The organism is Arthrobacter sp. TJ-266, from assembly GCF_058269115.1.
This window is the reverse complement of the sequence record NZ_JBZCNC010000008.1, coordinates 1-15,802: the sequence shown is the minus strand read 5'-3', so window position 1 is coordinate 15,802 and position 15,802 is coordinate 1. Positions and strand designations below refer to the sequence as shown.

Below are 15,802 nucleotides of genomic sequence, written 5' to 3'. Positions count from 1 at the left end.
TTGATGCAGCTGTACGTAGACGAAGACCGAGTCGATTGTACCGTCCGGACTGGACAGCACAGGCGGTTCGGGTCCAGACAGCGATTGGATGGTCCTGGCGATGTTTAATCCCGACACGCGGACAACCAACGGGCTTAACCCTAAGAGTTATAGATAGGTTCTGCTCATGGGTAAGACATTGCGCCGAGCGCGCGGCACCAGCAGAGGGAACATCCAGGCGGGCTACATCATCCCGCCCGAGTCCAAGCAACTTCTCGCCGATGTATCCCGTCGACTCGGCATAAGCGCCTCCGAGGGGCTGGAGCTTATCCTCGATCACCTAGAACTCGATGATGACGGTTACCCCACGTGGGCCGACCGCGACAGGATTCCGGAGGCGCTGCCCATGGCGCAGGCCAGTTAAACGACGAAGGCCCGCATTACGCGGGCCTTCGTCCAAGTTGATCGAGCTCTCCACCGCACTATCCGCCAAGATGACCGGCGAGGAGCTCCCCAGTCACAGCCTTCGCTGTGCCTGATCGCTGCTACGCGTCTCACGACGCGTTGCTAATACGAAAAGGACTCTACTACACGTGCTGGAAGGTCCTCCAGTCGTTTCGGGCGCGCCGCGCCGTAACGATTCCGCACACCCCGCACAGGATGCGTGGGCGCTCGCTCCCCTGATCGCGGGCCGGCCGGTCTACCGGCGCGGCCGACGCGTCGACGGCGACGTCCGATACCAGCGATCGGACTCCCACCCGATCACCAAGACTCTTCCTGCAACGCCAGCCGCAGTCATGGTCCACGACGTCGACGGGACCGTGCGGACCCTGTGCCTGGACCTCGACACCTCACGTGCGGCCCGCCGCGCTGTGGTCGACGCCGACGCGGCGCGGCTCGGGCAGCTCCTCCGGGACGCTGGCGTTGCCTACGTCGAGGACCGCTCCCCCAGCGGTGGACGCCACCTGTACGTGCCGCTGCGCGAACCACTCACCGCGGCCGAGGCGCACCAGCTCGTGCAGGCCCTGCAGCTGCACGCCGCGAGCCTGGACCCAGGACCCCACCGAAACGTCACAGACGGCTGTATCCGCGTTCCAGGGTCCCCGCACAAGCTCGGTGGCCACCAGATGCTCATCACTCCCCTCACCGAGGCATATGGCATCCTCCGCCGCCGTAACCCCGCTACCGTCGTTGCCGCCCTTCGGAAGGCACTGGCACCCGAGCTGTACCGCCTCGAGCAAGAGCGGCGCCGCCAGCAACGCGCGGCCGCCGACGCCGTGGCCGCGCTGAACTCCCCCACCGGATGCTCGACCGCGCCGCTAGCCGAGACCTTCGGCGGAGCGGCGTCATCGACTGGGAGCCGGTCTGTGCTGCGCTCCGTGGCCATGACGGGCCGGTACGACACCAACACCTACCCCAGCGACTCAGAGGCCCGCATGGCGGTCCTCAACCACCTCGCCGGCTGCGGCTGGACCGTCGACCAGGTCCGCACCGCCATGACCGGCCAGTTCGCGGGCCTCACAGCGCTCTACAGCACCACCAAGAGAGCCGAGCGGCTCCTGCCCGTGGAGTGGGCGAAAGCCCACACCCGGATCACCCAGCTCGACGCGAACCGCCCCTCCCAGCGTGCAAAGAAAAGACATGCACCTACTTGCGACACAAGCCGGACTGTACTCACACCCCCCGCCACATCTGAGGCGCCTTCGCTGTCTCAGCTCACGACCGCTAGCGTTCATCAGCTCGTCAACGACCTCGAGGTTCTCACCTACTCAATCCTCGATCGAGAGTTCGAACAGCTGGGCGCTACATGTACATCAGTGAAGGTCCTGCTGCGGGCAATGCTCGGCTTCGCCAGGACCATGGAAACCAACGTCGTCGCCGTCGGCTGCCGCGCTCTGGCCCTGGCAACCGGGATGAGCCACGACACTGTCGCCAGGCACCTGAAGACGCTCGAACGGGTCTCACGAGGAGCCGTGACCCGCATCGACCGCGCCCGCGGCCGCAACGCCGACGTCTATACCCTGCAGCTGCCGGCCGACTTCGAGCAGACAGCGCGCGCGCTGACCTGGCTCAAAGGCAAGATCTACGGCATCCGGCCCGTGTTCCGCGCCCTCGGGCCCATCGCGGCCCTCGCCTACGAGGGCATCGAACGCGCACGCCACTCCCCCACCACCATGGACCTCTCCCGCGCCACCCGAATCAGCCGGAACACCCTCAGTGAGCACCTGGTGGTCCTCGAGCAGCTCGGCATGATCCGCAGGCACCACGGCGCCTGGCAGATCGTCCACACCACCAACCTCCGCCAGCTCGCCGACCGGCTCGGCGCCTCCGACGACTTCGCCGTCCAGCTCGCCCAGTACCGGGAAGAGCGCCGCGCATGGCATGCGCGGCTCAGCCGCCACGAAACTCAGATCGGTGAGCACGAGGTCTACGACCACGACCGGGAACACCACTGGCTCCGACCGACAGACAGCGAGCAAGAGCACCAACGCGCCCTTTGGGACGTCGGTAGAGCCGCCTGACCGACAGTGCACAGGTTGAGCCCATGGTCATTCCCGGGTCGCTGTGCTGGACTTGAACTGATCGATTCGCAGCGACGAGCCGAGGAGACATGGACGAGACACAGCCGCAAGTCAGCACCCAGACTCTGCAGCGCAGCGTCGACCTGCTCCTGACGGAGCTGCTGCAGGAAATGGACAGGGTCGAGCAGCTGAAAGAAGCGGTCGCCAGCCGGGATGTCATCGGCCAGGCCAAAGGAATCCTCATGGAACGACTGAAAGTCGACGCCGACGAGGCATTCGAGATCCTCTGCAAGATGAGTAACACCACCAACTTGAAGGTCCACGACGTCGCGGAAGACCTCACCCGCACAGGCACGCTCGATCCCGGCCCCTAACGGGGCGCGGAACAGCTCCACGAGCGCCTCGCAGGGCCGCGTGGCCTCCTGCACACCTGGGCACGGCCCAAGCCCTCCCCGCTGCGCTGCTTGGCCCGCACACACGTGCACAGCAGGAACCAGGCCGACCGCCTGCACACACCCACCACGTCACCGAAGCGTCGACGTCCCACCTCGAGCGAGCGGTGGGCATGCACAGCCTAGAAAGCATGTGGGTGGGAGAAATCACCTTTCGAGCCCGTGAACGGATCGAGCCTAATTGATGAGTGGCTTCGTCAGTTCAGCAGAGGGCTGACGTGAACCATGCAGGTGGCAGGACGCACTCTGCAGGGCGACGTCCTGCCACCTGGCACTCCCCCACACGCGGACTACACCGCCTGCAGAAGGAAAAGCAGCCGGCGCTCAACGCGGATGGGGTGAAACGCGGAACACCGACTGCCGAATTCAAGGCTACAAGCCGGTGCTGACACCAGCTTGGCCAGGGTTAACCCGGAATCGTCTTCTTCGCGAGGATCTCGCGGCGACGGCACTGATCCGGCCGGACCCACGCCTCACGGGCTCGAGAGAACTCAATCCACTGCGCGTACACCGCGAACGACGTCCACGACATCGCAAACCCCTTCGCGGACTGCCGCGCGCCGTCCGCGTACTCGAGCTCAACCCAGATCGGCAAAGCCTTCGCCGGCTCCGTCACGGCGACGTCGTCGCCGGGCTCCTCGAGCTGCAGCGGCGCCACGTACCGATCAGCACTCGGCGGGATCCCATGCCACCCAGGACGCGGCGCCGCCGTGACATCGGACGATTGAACGTCGGCGCCGGCGGTCACTTGTCCGTCCGGATCGCAATCATCTTGTACCCACTAGGTCGACGCTCAAACAACGCAGCGCCGGGCCGTAGTCGTCGCCAGCTGCCGACAAGTTTTCGATCGTCTCGACGTCCGCGCCACGGCGAATCTTCCCAGCCACGTTCATCCATGGAGCCTAACTACCCAGCCTGACAAGGAGACACGCCGACACCTCCCTCGAAGACTCATTTACTCATGTGCCCATGGCATCATTTGAGTAAATGAGTAATCTGCAGGAAGGCAGCACGTGAAAGTCATCGCCGTACTGAACCAGAAGGGCGGAGCTGGTAAAACAACTCTCGCCACTCACCTAGCCAGAGGTTTACAACTCTCCGGGCACTCAACTCTGCTGGTCGATTCCGATCCCCAGGGCAGCGCTCGGGACTGGGCTGCGGTGCGGGAGGATCACCCCCTGACGGTGATCGGCATCGACCGGCCCACCATCGATAAGGACATCAAAGCTCTGGCCAAAGTTGACTACGTAATCATCGACGGCGCTCCGCAAGCGGCAGATCTTGCAGTATCTGCTGTCAAGGCGGCCGATGTTGTTCTGATTCCAGTTCAGCCCTCCCCTTATGACATCTGGGCTACTTCGGATCTCGTAGATCTGGTGAAGCGTCGCATCGAGATCACCGACGGGAGACTCCGGGCTGCGTTCGTCGTCTCCCGCGCGATCGCTGGCACCAACATTGGCAAGGACATCGCGAAGGTCCTCGAGGGATACGACCTGCCCGTGCTCACGAGCCGGATTCATCAGCGAGTCGATTACCCGGGGACCGCAGTCACCGGCAGTACCGTGCTCGAGATGTATCCGAAGTCAGAAGCGGCCAAGGAGTTACAGGAGCTCATCGCAGAAGTAGAACAGTTCACCCACGCGGACAGGAGTAATTGAGTAAATGAGTAGTCTCGGGAACCTCGGCCCTGGCCGGCCCAGTGCCAGCAAGAGTAAGCAGCAACTGATGGAGTTCCTCGAGGACGTAGAGCCCACCCGTCGGGTGAACTTCGAGCTCGCCATCACCAAGCACCAAAAACTACGCATCCAGGCCGCGAAGCGAGGCATGTCCATCAAGGACTTCCTCACCGCCTACATCGACTCCCTACCCGATGAGTAATCGAGTAAATGAGTAATTCATCTTTTGAGTAATTGAGTAAATGATGATTAGTTTGAAGACCGTGTACCTCGAGGTCGGGGATGGTAAGGCGGGCACTCAGTCTCGGGAACCTCGGCCCTGGCCGGCCCAGTGCCAGGAAGAGCAAGCAGCAACTGATGGAGTTCCTCGAGGACGTAGAGCCCACCCGTCGGGTGAACTTCGAGCNCTCGCCATCACCAAGCACCAAAAACTACGCATCCAGGCCGCGAAGCGAGGCATGTCCATCAAGGACTTCCTCACCGCCTACATCGACTCCCTACCCGATGAGTAATCGAGTAAATGAGTAATTCATCTTTTGAGTAAATGAGTAACTGATCAAGTGGGTGGATGAGTAAATGATGACTCTGATGGTCATGTACCTCGGGGTTGGGGATGGCACGACGGGCATTCATCGGCTGTGGTGGCATGAGACCTCGACCTACGTGAAGGCGGACTGGATGCGTGGTGGGGCCCGGCGAAGTGACCGACGTTCGCCTGTTCACAACAGGGGAGGAGTTCTGAATCTGTTCCAGGAAAAAGCAGAGGCGGTAGACGCGATACTCGGGCTACTCAAGAACAAGCTCGGCGACATGCTGACCGGGTTTCAATAAAGGTTTCTTTGGAGCGCAACCGGTCTCCTTGGCCCCGGAATTCCGGGCTTCGCGGACTTAGCGGAATGGTCGATCACGATGACTGACTCTGAATCATCAAGCAAATCGTCTCGGAGCAAGCCTTAGAAGAGAGGCAGCAGCGTGTGAGTGGATGAGTAAATGAAGCTATGAGTAAATGAGTCCAGGTCGACTATCGCTAGGGCCGGTCTCTGCACTCAAGAGTGCTGTTTGGGTCCGTCGTTCGCTTGGGAACGTACCCGCTCTCGGTGACGTAGTGCGTGCATACATGTAAGTTTTTGGTTTCTGCTGTGCAGGTGTATGAGGGCCACGTAGCGAAGCGAGGGCGCTTGAGTCGTGTACAGAATGGTCGAGAGGCTGGACGGGCTACTTGTCAGGGCATGAACGAATCGTGTGATTGTGACGAAGGGATTAAGGATGCCGACGAACATGTTAAAAGTCATGGCGGTGCCGGGCTACACGAATCAAAGTGTGTGGGGGTACGACGAGTCATTGCGGTCCTACTTTGCAACCGTATGGGCGGACACGGCCTCCGGGGACGAGGAGCCTGACATCTGGATTACAGGTATGCCTCCCGTGCTAAGCGAGGAGGATCTGGCGGCCGCCGTCGGGCAGAGACTCAACCTCGAGCAGGGCGATGTCCTGTCCTACATGCATCTGTGGGACGCGGTCGAAGGAAAAGTTGCAGGTGGAAACCGCGGAGCGTGGTGGCGCAAGCTGTTCGGCAGGTTGTAACACACCGCAGGGGGAGTGGCACGACGAGTGCGGGGAGATGGAGGGGCCACTGAGTGGGTCTAGGTTGAGGGTCACGTTCTCTATCGATGGAAATGCAGCGATAACAAGGTCTCACACCATGTTCTTAGCCGGTCGACCTCACCATGAGGTGCAGGTGCATTTTGCCTCCCGCGATGTCCTCATGCTCGTAGCTTTCCGGCAGCTCCTGAAGCCGTGCGCTTTCCTGCGCATCACGGGGACCAGTGACGGGACGGCCGAGACGCTCGCGGCTGTAGCGAGTGAGGAACCGGATGTGCTGGTCATCAACGCGACGTCCGCGCTCGAGGTGAGGGGCCTTGTCGGCGCGCTACGAGCAATGGGTGAGCCGCCGAAGGTCGTTGCTGTGGCTGACAATCGGTTCGCCGAGGACCTGTTGCGAAACCCACCCAGCCAGTTGGACGGGGTCCTCGTCAGGGGAGGGGATCGCCTTCAGGACCTCGGCCCGCTGCTGCGATTCATCAGCCAGGGCGGCCGGGTTGTTTCCGGAACCAGTCGGACACCCCCGCGCGATCCTGCGTGGGGTCCGGCGACGAGAAGTGAGCGGCTACGGCGGTCCTTGGCTGAGCGAACGGGCAACGGGGTCAGGGAGGGCGATTAGCGAGTCTCCCACGTCACGCACTGCTGGCGGCAAGCCCACACCTTCCGCACCTCCACGCCCCGCTGAAGTAATTTGCGGATACGAACGATCCCTCCGCAGTGTGGGCACAGATCGGGGATCCTCGCGTCCCTCTTACTCATCACGCACCATCACACCCCTCCTGGCATCAACCGGCTCGGCGGTATGCGGTGGCGTGTGATGGCGGGTAATGGTCAGCGAATTGTGATGGTCAACGAGTGAGTGCGACGCTGCGATGAGTGATCAGTGCCCGGTAGTGCGGGTTCTCTGTCAGGAAATCGACCGCCATCTCGCACCGCGGCACCAAACCCATTCGACGCTTGTGAGCGTTGAGCACAACGTGCCGCATCAGGGTCATCTCATAGCCCTGACCCTCGAAGCCGGGCCGTTCAATGCCCTCGACGAGCACAACACGATCACCACTCGCCACGTACTTCACGTACGCAGCGAGGGACCCGTCCACGAACAGTTCGAACCGGCAGTACAGCGGGTTATCCCGGAAGGTTCCATTGACCGTCGATGTGGCTGCTTTGCGCGCGGCTTCTTCTGCCCTGGCGTCGAGTTCCTCAGTGATGAGCGCACGACGGGCTGCGACGCCGGCAGGCGGATTCGAGGCGTCCAGCAGTGCGAAAGTCTGGTTCGCCAGTACACGGAGCTCCCGGGTCGTGAGCCCGGCGAGATCGTTCACGATCAGTAGGTCATCGAGCTGAGCAGCGGCGCTTTGCACGGCGGCCGCCGTCACGTCCAGCGACTGACTCATCCTCTCCGCCGGCATGTTCACGGGCGTGTCCACAGTCGTGCAAGTGGAGCTCGGGTCATATCGGTCAATCTGGGCAGAGTGCAACGTCGTGGTCATCGTCGTTCCTGTCCTGGAGCTGCCTGAGGCCTTCCTCTAGACCCCAGAGGTGTCACAGAGTAGTAACGAACGCCGTAAAAGCAAACCCAGACCACCCAGGACCAACGAGGTCATCGATCGTTCTCGCGGCCTTCGACGTCGACCTGCCTACGCGTCCTGAGCGCCGCGAGAGCTCCTCATAAGAGGCTGGCACCTGAGGATGAAATCGTGCTTGAGAGGCGGACCCATCGCGACGGTGCTCTTCGGCAGGCTGCTGAGCAGTGCTCCGGTGCGGATTAGGCTCACAGCGGGGTGACGTGGTCCTATGGTCGCTCGGACATGTACTTCTCGGTCTCACACCAGTAGGTGCCAAGTGCTCTCCAGCAGTCCTTCTACCGCTCAATCGCCCCGGGTAGACCAACGTCGGCCACCACGGGCATCACGCGAAACCGAGCCCGGCCTGCATCGCGCGGACGATGGTGAGCAGGAGCTCACCGTCGGTGAGCTCCTCACCGGTGTCGCCGATCAGGATCAGGGAGCGTTCGATGAGCTGTATCGGCTCTGCTTCTCACGCGTGTACGGGTTGGTGCGCAGGGTCGTGTGGGATGAGCAGATGAGCGCCGAAACAGTTCAGGACGTGTTCCTGACCATCTGGCAGGGTGGCACCGCACGCTACAACCCGAGCCGGGGCACGGGAATGTCGTGGCTGCTCACGATCGCTCACCGCAAGGCCGTCGATAAGGTCCGAGCGGAAGAGAACCACCGGGTCAGGGATCTCCGCTGGGGCATTAAAAACCAGTCCGTCGATTACGACCAGGTCAGCGAGAGCGTCCTCACCCGCGAGGACACCGATGAGGTCCGCGAGTGCCTGAAAAATCTCTCCGCGGTGCAACGCGAAGCCATCTACCTCGCCTACTACGACGGCCTCACCTACAAAAATGTCGCCGAGCATCTCGGGATCCCGATTTCCACCGCCAAAACGCGGATCCGCGACGGTATCGCCCGCCTCCGATCAACACTGCAGTCAGCCTGATACTCGGAACACAGCCTTGCAGGTGCATGATCTGGCTACCCTCAATGCTGTTGATCATTCGTCGACTCGCCGTCGCTGCGGCGAATAAGAAAGTTGCGACGTTCGAACTCGATCACGCGTACCTCAACCTGAAGGAAGCAGCCGTCGTCGCCCTCGAGCAAGCACACCCCTAAGGTCATCCCTCAGGTGGCAGACCTCGAGCCCGGGGAAGTCATCGACCTCGTAAACAACGTCGAGGAACCAGCACCCCCGGCGTTGAATGACGCTAACCTTTTCCCTGCCAACCAAGCAGGAGTGCTAACGACTGACCGCCTCCCGTCGAGGACGCCAGCTAACCTCGGGTGACGCAAGCCTCTCGCTGTAAGTCTGGCACCCGCTACTTTTGAGCTTCGTTGTACGCGTCAATGATTGTCTGGTTGATGCGGCCCCTCGAGCTGGGGTTGTACCCGTTCTCTTGCGCCCAGGCGCGGATCTGCTGAGTATCTTCCCGCTTTGATCGGCTTGCCGCGCCGCCCGCCTTCGAAGCGCTTTGACTCCGGCGCCCCGTGCTGGCCTTCCGGCCGTTCTCCACGTACTCGGAGAGAGTGGAACGAAGCTTCGACGCGTTCTCGGTAGTGAGATCGATCTCGTATTCCGTGCCATCGAGTCCGAAACGAACTGTTTCGTCTGCCGTTTCGCCGTTGACGTCGTCAACCAATTCGACTTGTACGCGCTGCGCCATTCTTCACTCCAACTTTCAGTCGTCTATCCCCACATGACCACCCTATCGTTCATTACATGACAAGGGTGTCGGAATCTTTGCTTCCTAACTCGGAGGAATCCCATTTAGTTATGACACCTTTAGATGGCCCCGGTAGGACGGATATATCTGGCCCCACTTCATGACTCGCCGGGCTTGTTGTGACGGTTATGTGTGGCCCCACCGCCACCGTTGATCTCATCAGTTGATGAGTGCGACGGAAGGCTGGTTCGGATGGAGTCAAGAGTGGAGCTGTTCGCACTGATCCGCAGAGACGCCCGTGTCGAGGGCCTCTCAGTGCGCGCGCTAGCGGTCAGGCACGGGGTTCATAGAAGAACTGTTCGGCAGGCTCTCGTGTCGTCGGAACCGCCGGAGCGTAAGCCCCGGCTTGGCGGGTCCCGGAGGCTCGAGTCATTCAAACCAGCGATCGACGCGATGCTGGTCGAGGACACGACGGCGCCGCGGAAGCAACGCCATACGGCCCGTAGGATCCTTGCCCGGCTGATCGAGGAGCACGGGGCCGGGGAACTGTCGTATTCGACGGTGAGGGACTACGTCCGGGTCCGTCGTGCGGAGATCGATGTTGAGGCCGGCCGCCGGGTTGAAGTGTTCGTCCCGCAGGAGCACGCACCGGGTGCGGAGGCCGAGGTGGACTTCGGCGAGGTCTGGGTGGTGTTGGACGGGGTGAAGACGAAGTGCCACATGTTCGTCTACCGGCTGTCCCACTCCGGTAAATCGGTCCACCGTGTGTATCCGACGCAGGCGCAGGAAGCGTTCCTCGAGGGACACATCGACGCGTTCACCGCTTTGGGCGGTGTCCCGACCAGACACATCCGCTACGACAACCTCACGAGTGCGGTCACGTCGGTGGTGTTCGGGCAGGGCAGGCAGCGGGTCGAGAACGACCGCTGGGTGCTGTTCCGCTCCCACTACGGCTTCGACGCGTTCTACTGCCAGCCCGGCATCACCGGCGCCCACGAAAAAGGCGGTGTCGAAGGCGAGGTAGGCAGGTTCCGCCGCAACCGGCTCTCCCCGATGCCCGTCGTCGCGTCCCTGGATGAGCTCAACGACCGTATCCGTGTCTGGGAAGCAGAAGACGACAATCGGCGGATCAACGACAGGATCCGCACCGTTGGCCAGGACTTCGCCACCGAACAACCGCATCTCGCGCCGTTGCCGGCGGAGACCTTCGATCCAGGGCTGGTGCTGACGCCGAGGGTGGACCGGTCCTCGATGATCACCGTGCGGATGGTGAAGTACTCGGTGCCGGCGCGGTTCATCGGGAGGAAGGTCCGGGTCTCGCTGCGGGCCTCCGAGATCGTGGTGTTCGACGGGCGCACGGTCGTGGCCAGGCATCAGCGGATCACGATTAAGCATGGGCAGTCGGTGCAGCTCGATCATTACCTTGAGGTCCTGCAAACCAAGCCCGGTGCCTTGCCTGGTTCCACTGCTTTGGCCAGGGCTAGGGAGGCTGGTTCGTTCACGAACGCCCACGAAGCGTTCTGGGCGGCGTCCCGCCGGGTCAACGGCGACGCCGACGGGACCCGGGAACTCATCAACGTCCTGTTGCTCCACCGCTCACTGGAGACCGACGCTGTTCATGCGGGTATTAGTGCGGCCCTTGGGGTAGGTGCGGTCAGCGCTGACGTCGTCGCGGTCGAAGCACGCCGTCACGCCGCAACGACTCAGGGTGGGTCCGGTTCGGACCGTCATTTCGACGCGCATCGTGGTGCTCACGGCGAGGAACACGTGCAACGGGTTGTCAGTCTCACCCAGCGCCGGCTCATGGACCCAGCCGCTGTCATCGCCGGCCTGCCACCGGACAGCCGCCCGATCCCGTCCGTCAGCTCGTACGACGAGCTGCTCGCCAAACGTGTTCCGTCGAACCCAGCGAACACCTCTGTCAACGCGTCCGTCAGCATGTCGAAGGAGAACATCTCATGAGCCCCACCATCTCGACCACCACGGTGACTCCTACGCTGCGCCGGCGTCGTGGTCTGACGGAGCAGGCCGCCGTTGCGGCCGTCGATCAGGCGTGCCGTCGGCTACGTCTGCCGACGATCCGGGCGGTCCTCGACGAGGCCCTGACCGTCGCCGGGAAGGAACAGCTGTCCTATCAGGGGTTCCTCGCCGAACTGCTACTGGCCGAATGCGACGACAGGGACCGCCGCTCCTCGAGCCGACGCGTGAAAGCCGCGAACTTCCCGCGGGACAAGTGGCTCGGGGACTTCGACTTCGACGCGAACCCGAACATCAACGCCGCGACGATCCACACGCTGGCGACCGGGGACTGGATCCGCAAAGGACAGCCGCTCTGCCTCATCGGTGACTCCGGGACCGGGAAATCGCACCTGCTCATCGGGCTGGGCACGGCGGCCGCGGAGAAGGGGTATCGGGTGAAATACACCCTGGCCACGAGGCTGGTGAACGAACTCGTGGAAGCCGCGGACGAGAAGATGCTCGCCAAGACCATCGCCCGGTACGGGCGGGTGGACCTGCTCATGATCGACGAGCTCGGCTATATGGAACTCGACCGCCGCGGTGCCGAGCTTCTTTTCCAGGTCCTCACCGAACGCGAAGAGAAGAACTCGATCGCGATCGCGTCCAACGAGTCCTTCTCCGGGTGGACGAAAACCTTCACAGACCCACGTCTCTGCGCCGCGATCGTCGACCGGTTGACGTTCAACGGAGCGATCATCGAGACCGGGACAGATTCCTACCGCCTCGCCCACACCCTCGCCCACCGGGTCCCCGGGTCCCCGGCCAGAAAACCGGTTAAGGAATCAGTCAGGCAACCAGCAACGGCGGAGTGAACCCGTCACAGTCGTAGTGATCACGCCGTGAGGAGTGCTGGTTGACGGGGTTAGTGCCCGGCGCCGAGTTTCCCACCGAGGCGTTCGCGCATCATGGTTGATGCCTCGTTGAGTCCGACGATCTTCACGTCGGTGCCGTGGCTCCGGTATTTCTCCTGAATGGCGTCGAGGGCGGCGATGGTTGAGGCGTCCCAGAGGTGGGAGCCGTGCAGGTCGATCGTGACCCGGTGCGGGTCGGTGGCGTACTCGAACTGGGTGTAGAGGTCGTTGGAGGACGCAAAGAACAGCTCACCGTTTACGGTGTAGATGGCGTGCCGGTCACCGTTCACGGTCTCCTCGGTCCGGTCGACGGTGACGAAGTGGGCGACCCTGCGGGCGAAAGCGACCATCGCGACGAGCACGCCGACACCGACGCCAATGGCGAGGTTGTGGGTGGCGACCGTGACGATGACGGTGGCGAGCATGACGGTGGTCTCGCTCTTGGGCATCCGCTTGAGGGTGGCGGGCTGGATGCTGTGCCAGTCGACGGTGACGATCGAGACGAAGATCATCACCGCGACCAGAGCCGCCATGGGGATCAACGCGACGAGACCGCCGAGGACGACGACGAGGAGGAGCAGGAAAACGCCGGCGAGGAACGTCGAGATCCGGGTACGGGCGCCGGAGGCTTTGACGTTGATCATGGTCTGGCCGATCATCGCGCAGCCGCCCATGCCGCCGGTGAACCCGGTGACGATGTTCGCCACTCCCTGACCCCATGCTTCGCGGGTCTTCTGGGAGCGGGTGTCGGTGACGTCATCGACGAGCTTGGCGGTCATCAGGGACTCCAGGAGACCGACGAACGCCATGGCGACGGCGTACGGGAAGATGATGCCCAGTGTCTCCAGGGTGAAGGGCACGTTCGGGATGAACAGGGTCGGCAACGACTCCGGCAGCTCGCCCTTGTCCCCGACGGTGGGTACCGCGATGGCGGCGAACACGGTGATCGCGGTCAGGACCACGATGGCGACCAGCGGGGCGGGTACCGCTGTGGTGATCTTCGGCAGGCCGAACACGATGACCAGGCCCAGGGCCACGAGGGGGTAGACGAGCCAAGGGACACCGAGGAGTTCGGGGACCTGAGACATGAAGATCAGGATGGCCAGGGCGTTGACGAAGCCGACCATGACCGAGCGCGGGATGAAGCGCATGAGGCGGGCCACCCCGGAGACCCCGAGGATGACCTGAAAGATCCCGGCGAGGATGACAGCGGCGATGAAGTAGTCCACGCCGTGGCTGGCGACCAGTGGGGCGATGACTAGGGCGATCGCACCGGTGGCCGCGGAAATCATCGCAGGACGGCCGCCCACGAAGGCAATCGTGACGGCCATGGTGAAGGACGCGAACAATCCGATGCGCGGATCGACGCCGGCGATGATGGAGAACGCGATGGCTTCCGGGATCAGGGCCAGCGCGACGACGAGACCGGCGAGGGCCTCGGTCTTCAGCCGTCGCGGGGACTTCAGGGTTTCCCGCACGGATTGGAGCTGTTCGGGAGTGATCACCGGCTGATGATCAGGTGATGTGACGGCCATTTCTGGCTCCGTTCATGGTTGAGAAACCGCTTCTGCGGCTTCGCTTTGCAATGCTTGAGGGGGGCGCAGCGCCGCGCCGAGGAAGGGGGCCTGAGGTTCGAGGTCTTATCCCACTACCCGAACCTTACTCTAACGTGATGGTAGGGTTTGCATTCGATCAGAACGGAGCCTTTGATGGCAGCGAAGACCACCAGTACGAGCACTGGTGCCGGCACGATGCATATCGGTGAGCTGGCCGAACGGACGGGTCTGTCCCTGAGGACCATCCGCCACTATGACGATGTGGGGTTGCTTCCTGCCACGTTGCGCACCGACGGTGGCTTCCGGGTGTTCTCCGAAGATGACTTCGAACGCCTGATGGTGATCAAGCAGATGAAGCCCCTGGGGTTCTCGCTCGAAGAGATGGCCGAGATCCTCGGTTTCCTTGCCGTGCCGGACAACGCGGAAGCGCAGGAGCTCGGGGCGAACGGATCCGCGTCACTGGCAGAATTTCTGGAGAGGGCTGTGCATCAACGAGCAAAGATGGCGCGGAATCTGGCGCAGGCTGATGAGTTCATCGAACGGCTCCAAGGCCGCGTTTGAGCTGTGTTGAAGGTAACGGGCGCGGCCAACCGTAAGCAGGTCGGTCTCCAGCAAGAAGCTGCCAACCGGCACCCGTGCTCAACTCCTAAGAACCAGTCCACCTTGTAATGGTGTTTGAACTGGCGGACGGCACCTCATTGATCAGAGCTCCCGTGGGGCCATTCCTAACCGTCACAACGGGGCCAGATTAGATTGACACAGCCACCCATTGCGAATGGTTGCTTGTCATTCCCGGCTGAGATTTGAGGGTGGCTACTCAGTGCAGGTGTGTATGACAAGCCGAGGTCGCAAGCAATACGAAAGGCGCCCTGGCCCACCTAGGCATGGCCAAGCGTCGGTAACTTGGCTGTTGCTTATCACCTGAGTCGGCCCCTTCATGAGGCTGTGCATGGCCACCGCTCGCTCGAGGTGACCTGACGATGCGTTGGTGACGTGGTGGGTGTGTGCAGGCGGTCAGGCTGGTCCCTGCTGTGCACGTGTGTGCGGGCCAAGCAGCGCAGCGGGAAGGGCTTGGGCCGTGCCCAGGTGTGCAGGAGGCGTCTCGTCTCCCGCAGTGAACTGATGGGGGTCTGCGGTTAGGTTGTGAGCGTGAGGTTCGATGAGCTGATCCTGCCCGAGGATGCGTTCGCGCCGGTTCCGCGGGAGAGCAAGCCTGAGTGGCTGCTCATGTACTCGCGCGGTGTCCCCGTCGCGGTGATCGCGCAGGTGTGCAGGGTCGACGCAAGGCGCGTCGCGCGCGCCGTCAACCGGCAGATCCTTAGCGACCCAGGATGGCTCGGGCGGTGCTGGCTGATCCATGACCAACCGGTGACCGGCATGGCCGCGCAGCGCCGGTATGTGAAGAACTTCGAGCAGACCTGGTGGGAACGTTACGCGGAGCTCGTGGAGTACATGTGTGCCCGCGGTGGGGAGCTCCCGCGGCAGAACGACGGCGCGGAAGGTCAGAGGCTGTACCGGTGGATCGAGGGCCAACGCCGGCGCCGCAATGCTGGCACACTCAGCCCGGAGAGAAACGACGCAATGAACGAGTTGGGGGAGTGGCTCGGCGCCCAACGAGGCTCTCATGAAGCTTGGTGGGACCAGCGCCTCGAGGAAGTACGGCAGTTCCACGCCGAGGCCGGACACCTCCCGCACACCGACAGGGAACGTCACCCCGACGAGGCATACCTGTCCACGTGGCTCGTGAACCAACGCATCCTTCACCGCAGAGGCCGGCTACGCCAAGGCCGGCGGGAGCGACTCGATAAGGATCTGCCCGGCTGGTTCGCGTAACCAGCAACGAGCACAAGGGCTTCCCTAGGTTCCGCTGGCGCTCCACCCAGGGCAATGGTCCTGCGCTTCGCTTCGGCCTGTCACGG

The 15,802-nt window shown here is 62.7% G+C and carries 17 protein-coding genes; 13 read left to right on the top strand and 4 right to left on the bottom strand.

All coding sequences use genetic code 11. The features are described from left to right. The first annotated feature begins 166 nt into the window (after window positions 1-166). The 3 genes from AC4D12_RS16480 to AC4D12_RS16470 all read left to right on the top strand — a co-directional run bounded on the left by AC4D12_RS16480 (window position 167) and on the right by AC4D12_RS16470 (window position 2,875). Entirely contained in the window at window positions 167-403 is a 237-nt protein-coding gene (locus tag AC4D12_RS16480) for a hypothetical protein (protein WP_490951044.1), read from the top strand. A 373-nt stretch (window positions 404-776) separates the two neighbouring features. Further along, complete coding sequence (locus AC4D12_RS16475) at window positions 777-2,501, top strand: hypothetical protein (protein ID WP_490951043.1); 1,725 nt, start codon at window positions 777-779, stop codon at window positions 2,499-2,501. Between the two features lie 89 nt (window positions 2,502-2,590). Continuing rightward, complete coding sequence (locus tag AC4D12_RS16470; RefSeq protein WP_490951042.1) at window positions 2,591-2,875, top strand: ANTAR domain-containing protein; 285 nt, start codon at window positions 2,591-2,593, stop codon at window positions 2,873-2,875. Window positions 2,876-3,359: 484 nt separating this feature from the next. Here the strand turns inward: AC4D12_RS16470 and AC4D12_RS16465 are convergent, their stop codons facing one another. After that, entirely contained in the window at window positions 3,360-3,611 is a 252-nt protein-coding gene (locus tag AC4D12_RS16465) for a hypothetical protein (RefSeq protein WP_490951041.1), read from the bottom strand. Window positions 3,612-3,966: 355 nt separating this feature from the next. Between AC4D12_RS16465 and parA the strand changes: the two genes are divergently transcribed. The 4 genes from parA to AC4D12_RS16445 all read left to right on the top strand — a co-directional run bounded on the left by parA (window position 3,967) and on the right by AC4D12_RS16445 (window position 6,213). Continuing rightward, window positions 3,967-4,611 (top strand): ParA family partition ATPase, encoded by a 645-nt coding sequence (gene parA, locus AC4D12_RS16460; RefSeq protein WP_490951040.1) that lies wholly within the window; start codon window positions 3,967-3,969, stop codon window positions 4,609-4,611. Between the two features lie 4 nt (window positions 4,612-4,615). Continuing rightward, on the top strand, window positions 4,616-4,831 hold the full coding sequence (locus tag AC4D12_RS16455; protein ID WP_490951039.1) for a hypothetical protein: 216 nt from the start codon (window positions 4,616-4,618) through the stop codon (window positions 4,829-4,831). Window positions 4,832-5,205: 374 nt separating this feature from the next. Further along, the gene (locus tag AC4D12_RS16450; RefSeq protein WP_490951038.1) at window positions 5,206-5,460 is read left to right on the top strand and encodes a hypothetical protein; all 255 of its coding nucleotides are present in this window, start codon (window positions 5,206-5,208) and stop codon (window positions 5,458-5,460) included. A 435-nt stretch (window positions 5,461-5,895) separates the two neighbouring features. Further along, window positions 5,896-6,213 (top strand): hypothetical protein, encoded by a 318-nt coding sequence (locus AC4D12_RS16445; RefSeq protein ID WP_490951037.1) that lies wholly within the window; start codon window positions 5,896-5,898, stop codon window positions 6,211-6,213. Between the two features lie 866 nt (window positions 6,214-7,079). Here the strand turns inward: AC4D12_RS16445 and AC4D12_RS16440 are convergent. Then, a complete protein-coding gene (locus AC4D12_RS16440; RefSeq protein WP_490951036.1) occupies window positions 7,080-7,661 on the bottom strand; it encodes a GNAT family N-acetyltransferase in 582 nt (193 codons plus the stop codon). Between the two features lie 415 nt (window positions 7,662-8,076). Between AC4D12_RS16440 and sigK the strand changes: the two genes are divergently transcribed. After that, complete coding sequence (sigK, locus tag AC4D12_RS16435; RefSeq protein WP_490951035.1) at window positions 8,077-8,736, top strand: ECF RNA polymerase sigma factor SigK; 660 nt, start codon at window positions 8,077-8,079, stop codon at window positions 8,734-8,736. A gap of 44 nt (window positions 8,737-8,780) precedes the next feature. Next, complete coding sequence (locus tag AC4D12_RS16430) at window positions 8,781-8,909, top strand: hypothetical protein (protein WP_490951034.1); 129 nt, start codon at window positions 8,781-8,783, stop codon at window positions 8,907-8,909. A gap of 203 nt (window positions 8,910-9,112) precedes the next feature. Here AC4D12_RS16430 and AC4D12_RS16425 read toward each other — a convergent pair whose 3' ends face one another. Further along, window positions 9,113-9,457 (bottom strand): histone-like nucleoid-structuring protein Lsr2, encoded by a 345-nt coding sequence (locus tag AC4D12_RS16425; protein ID WP_490951033.1) that lies wholly within the window; start codon window positions 9,455-9,457, stop codon window positions 9,113-9,115. 252 nt (window positions 9,458-9,709) lie between these two features. On the opposite strand from AC4D12_RS16425, the gene istA reads away from it, so the two are divergent. Continuing rightward, window positions 9,710-11,419 carry an IS21 family transposase gene (istA, locus tag AC4D12_RS16420; RefSeq protein WP_490951032.1) on the top strand — a complete coding sequence of 570 codons (1,710 nt, stop codon included), beginning with the start codon at window positions 9,710-9,712 and terminating at the stop codon, window positions 11,417-11,419. Beyond that, window positions 11,416-12,288, top strand: coding sequence for an IS21-like element helper ATPase IstB (gene istB / locus AC4D12_RS16415; RefSeq protein WP_490951031.1), 873 nt, complete (start codon window positions 11,416-11,418; stop codon window positions 12,286-12,288). Before istA ends, istB begins: the two co-directional genes overlap by 4 nt. A 50-nt stretch (window positions 12,289-12,338) precedes the next feature. Here istB and AC4D12_RS16410 read toward each other — a convergent pair whose 3' ends face one another. Then, complete coding sequence (locus AC4D12_RS16410) at window positions 12,339-13,862, bottom strand: SulP family inorganic anion transporter (protein ID WP_490951030.1); 1,524 nt, start codon at window positions 13,860-13,862, stop codon at window positions 12,339-12,341. Between the two features lie 174 nt (window positions 13,863-14,036). Between AC4D12_RS16410 and AC4D12_RS16405 the strand changes: the two genes are divergently transcribed. After that, entirely contained in the window at window positions 14,037-14,444 is a 408-nt protein-coding gene (locus AC4D12_RS16405; protein ID WP_490951029.1) for a MerR family transcriptional regulator, read from the top strand. A 588-nt stretch (window positions 14,445-15,032) separates the two neighbouring features. After that, window positions 15,033-15,716: a helicase associated domain-containing protein gene (locus tag AC4D12_RS16400; protein ID WP_490951028.1), complete on the top strand. Its 684-nt coding sequence runs from the start codon at window positions 15,033-15,035 to the stop codon at window positions 15,714-15,716. The last annotated feature ends 86 nt before the right edge of the window (window positions 15,717-15,802 follow it).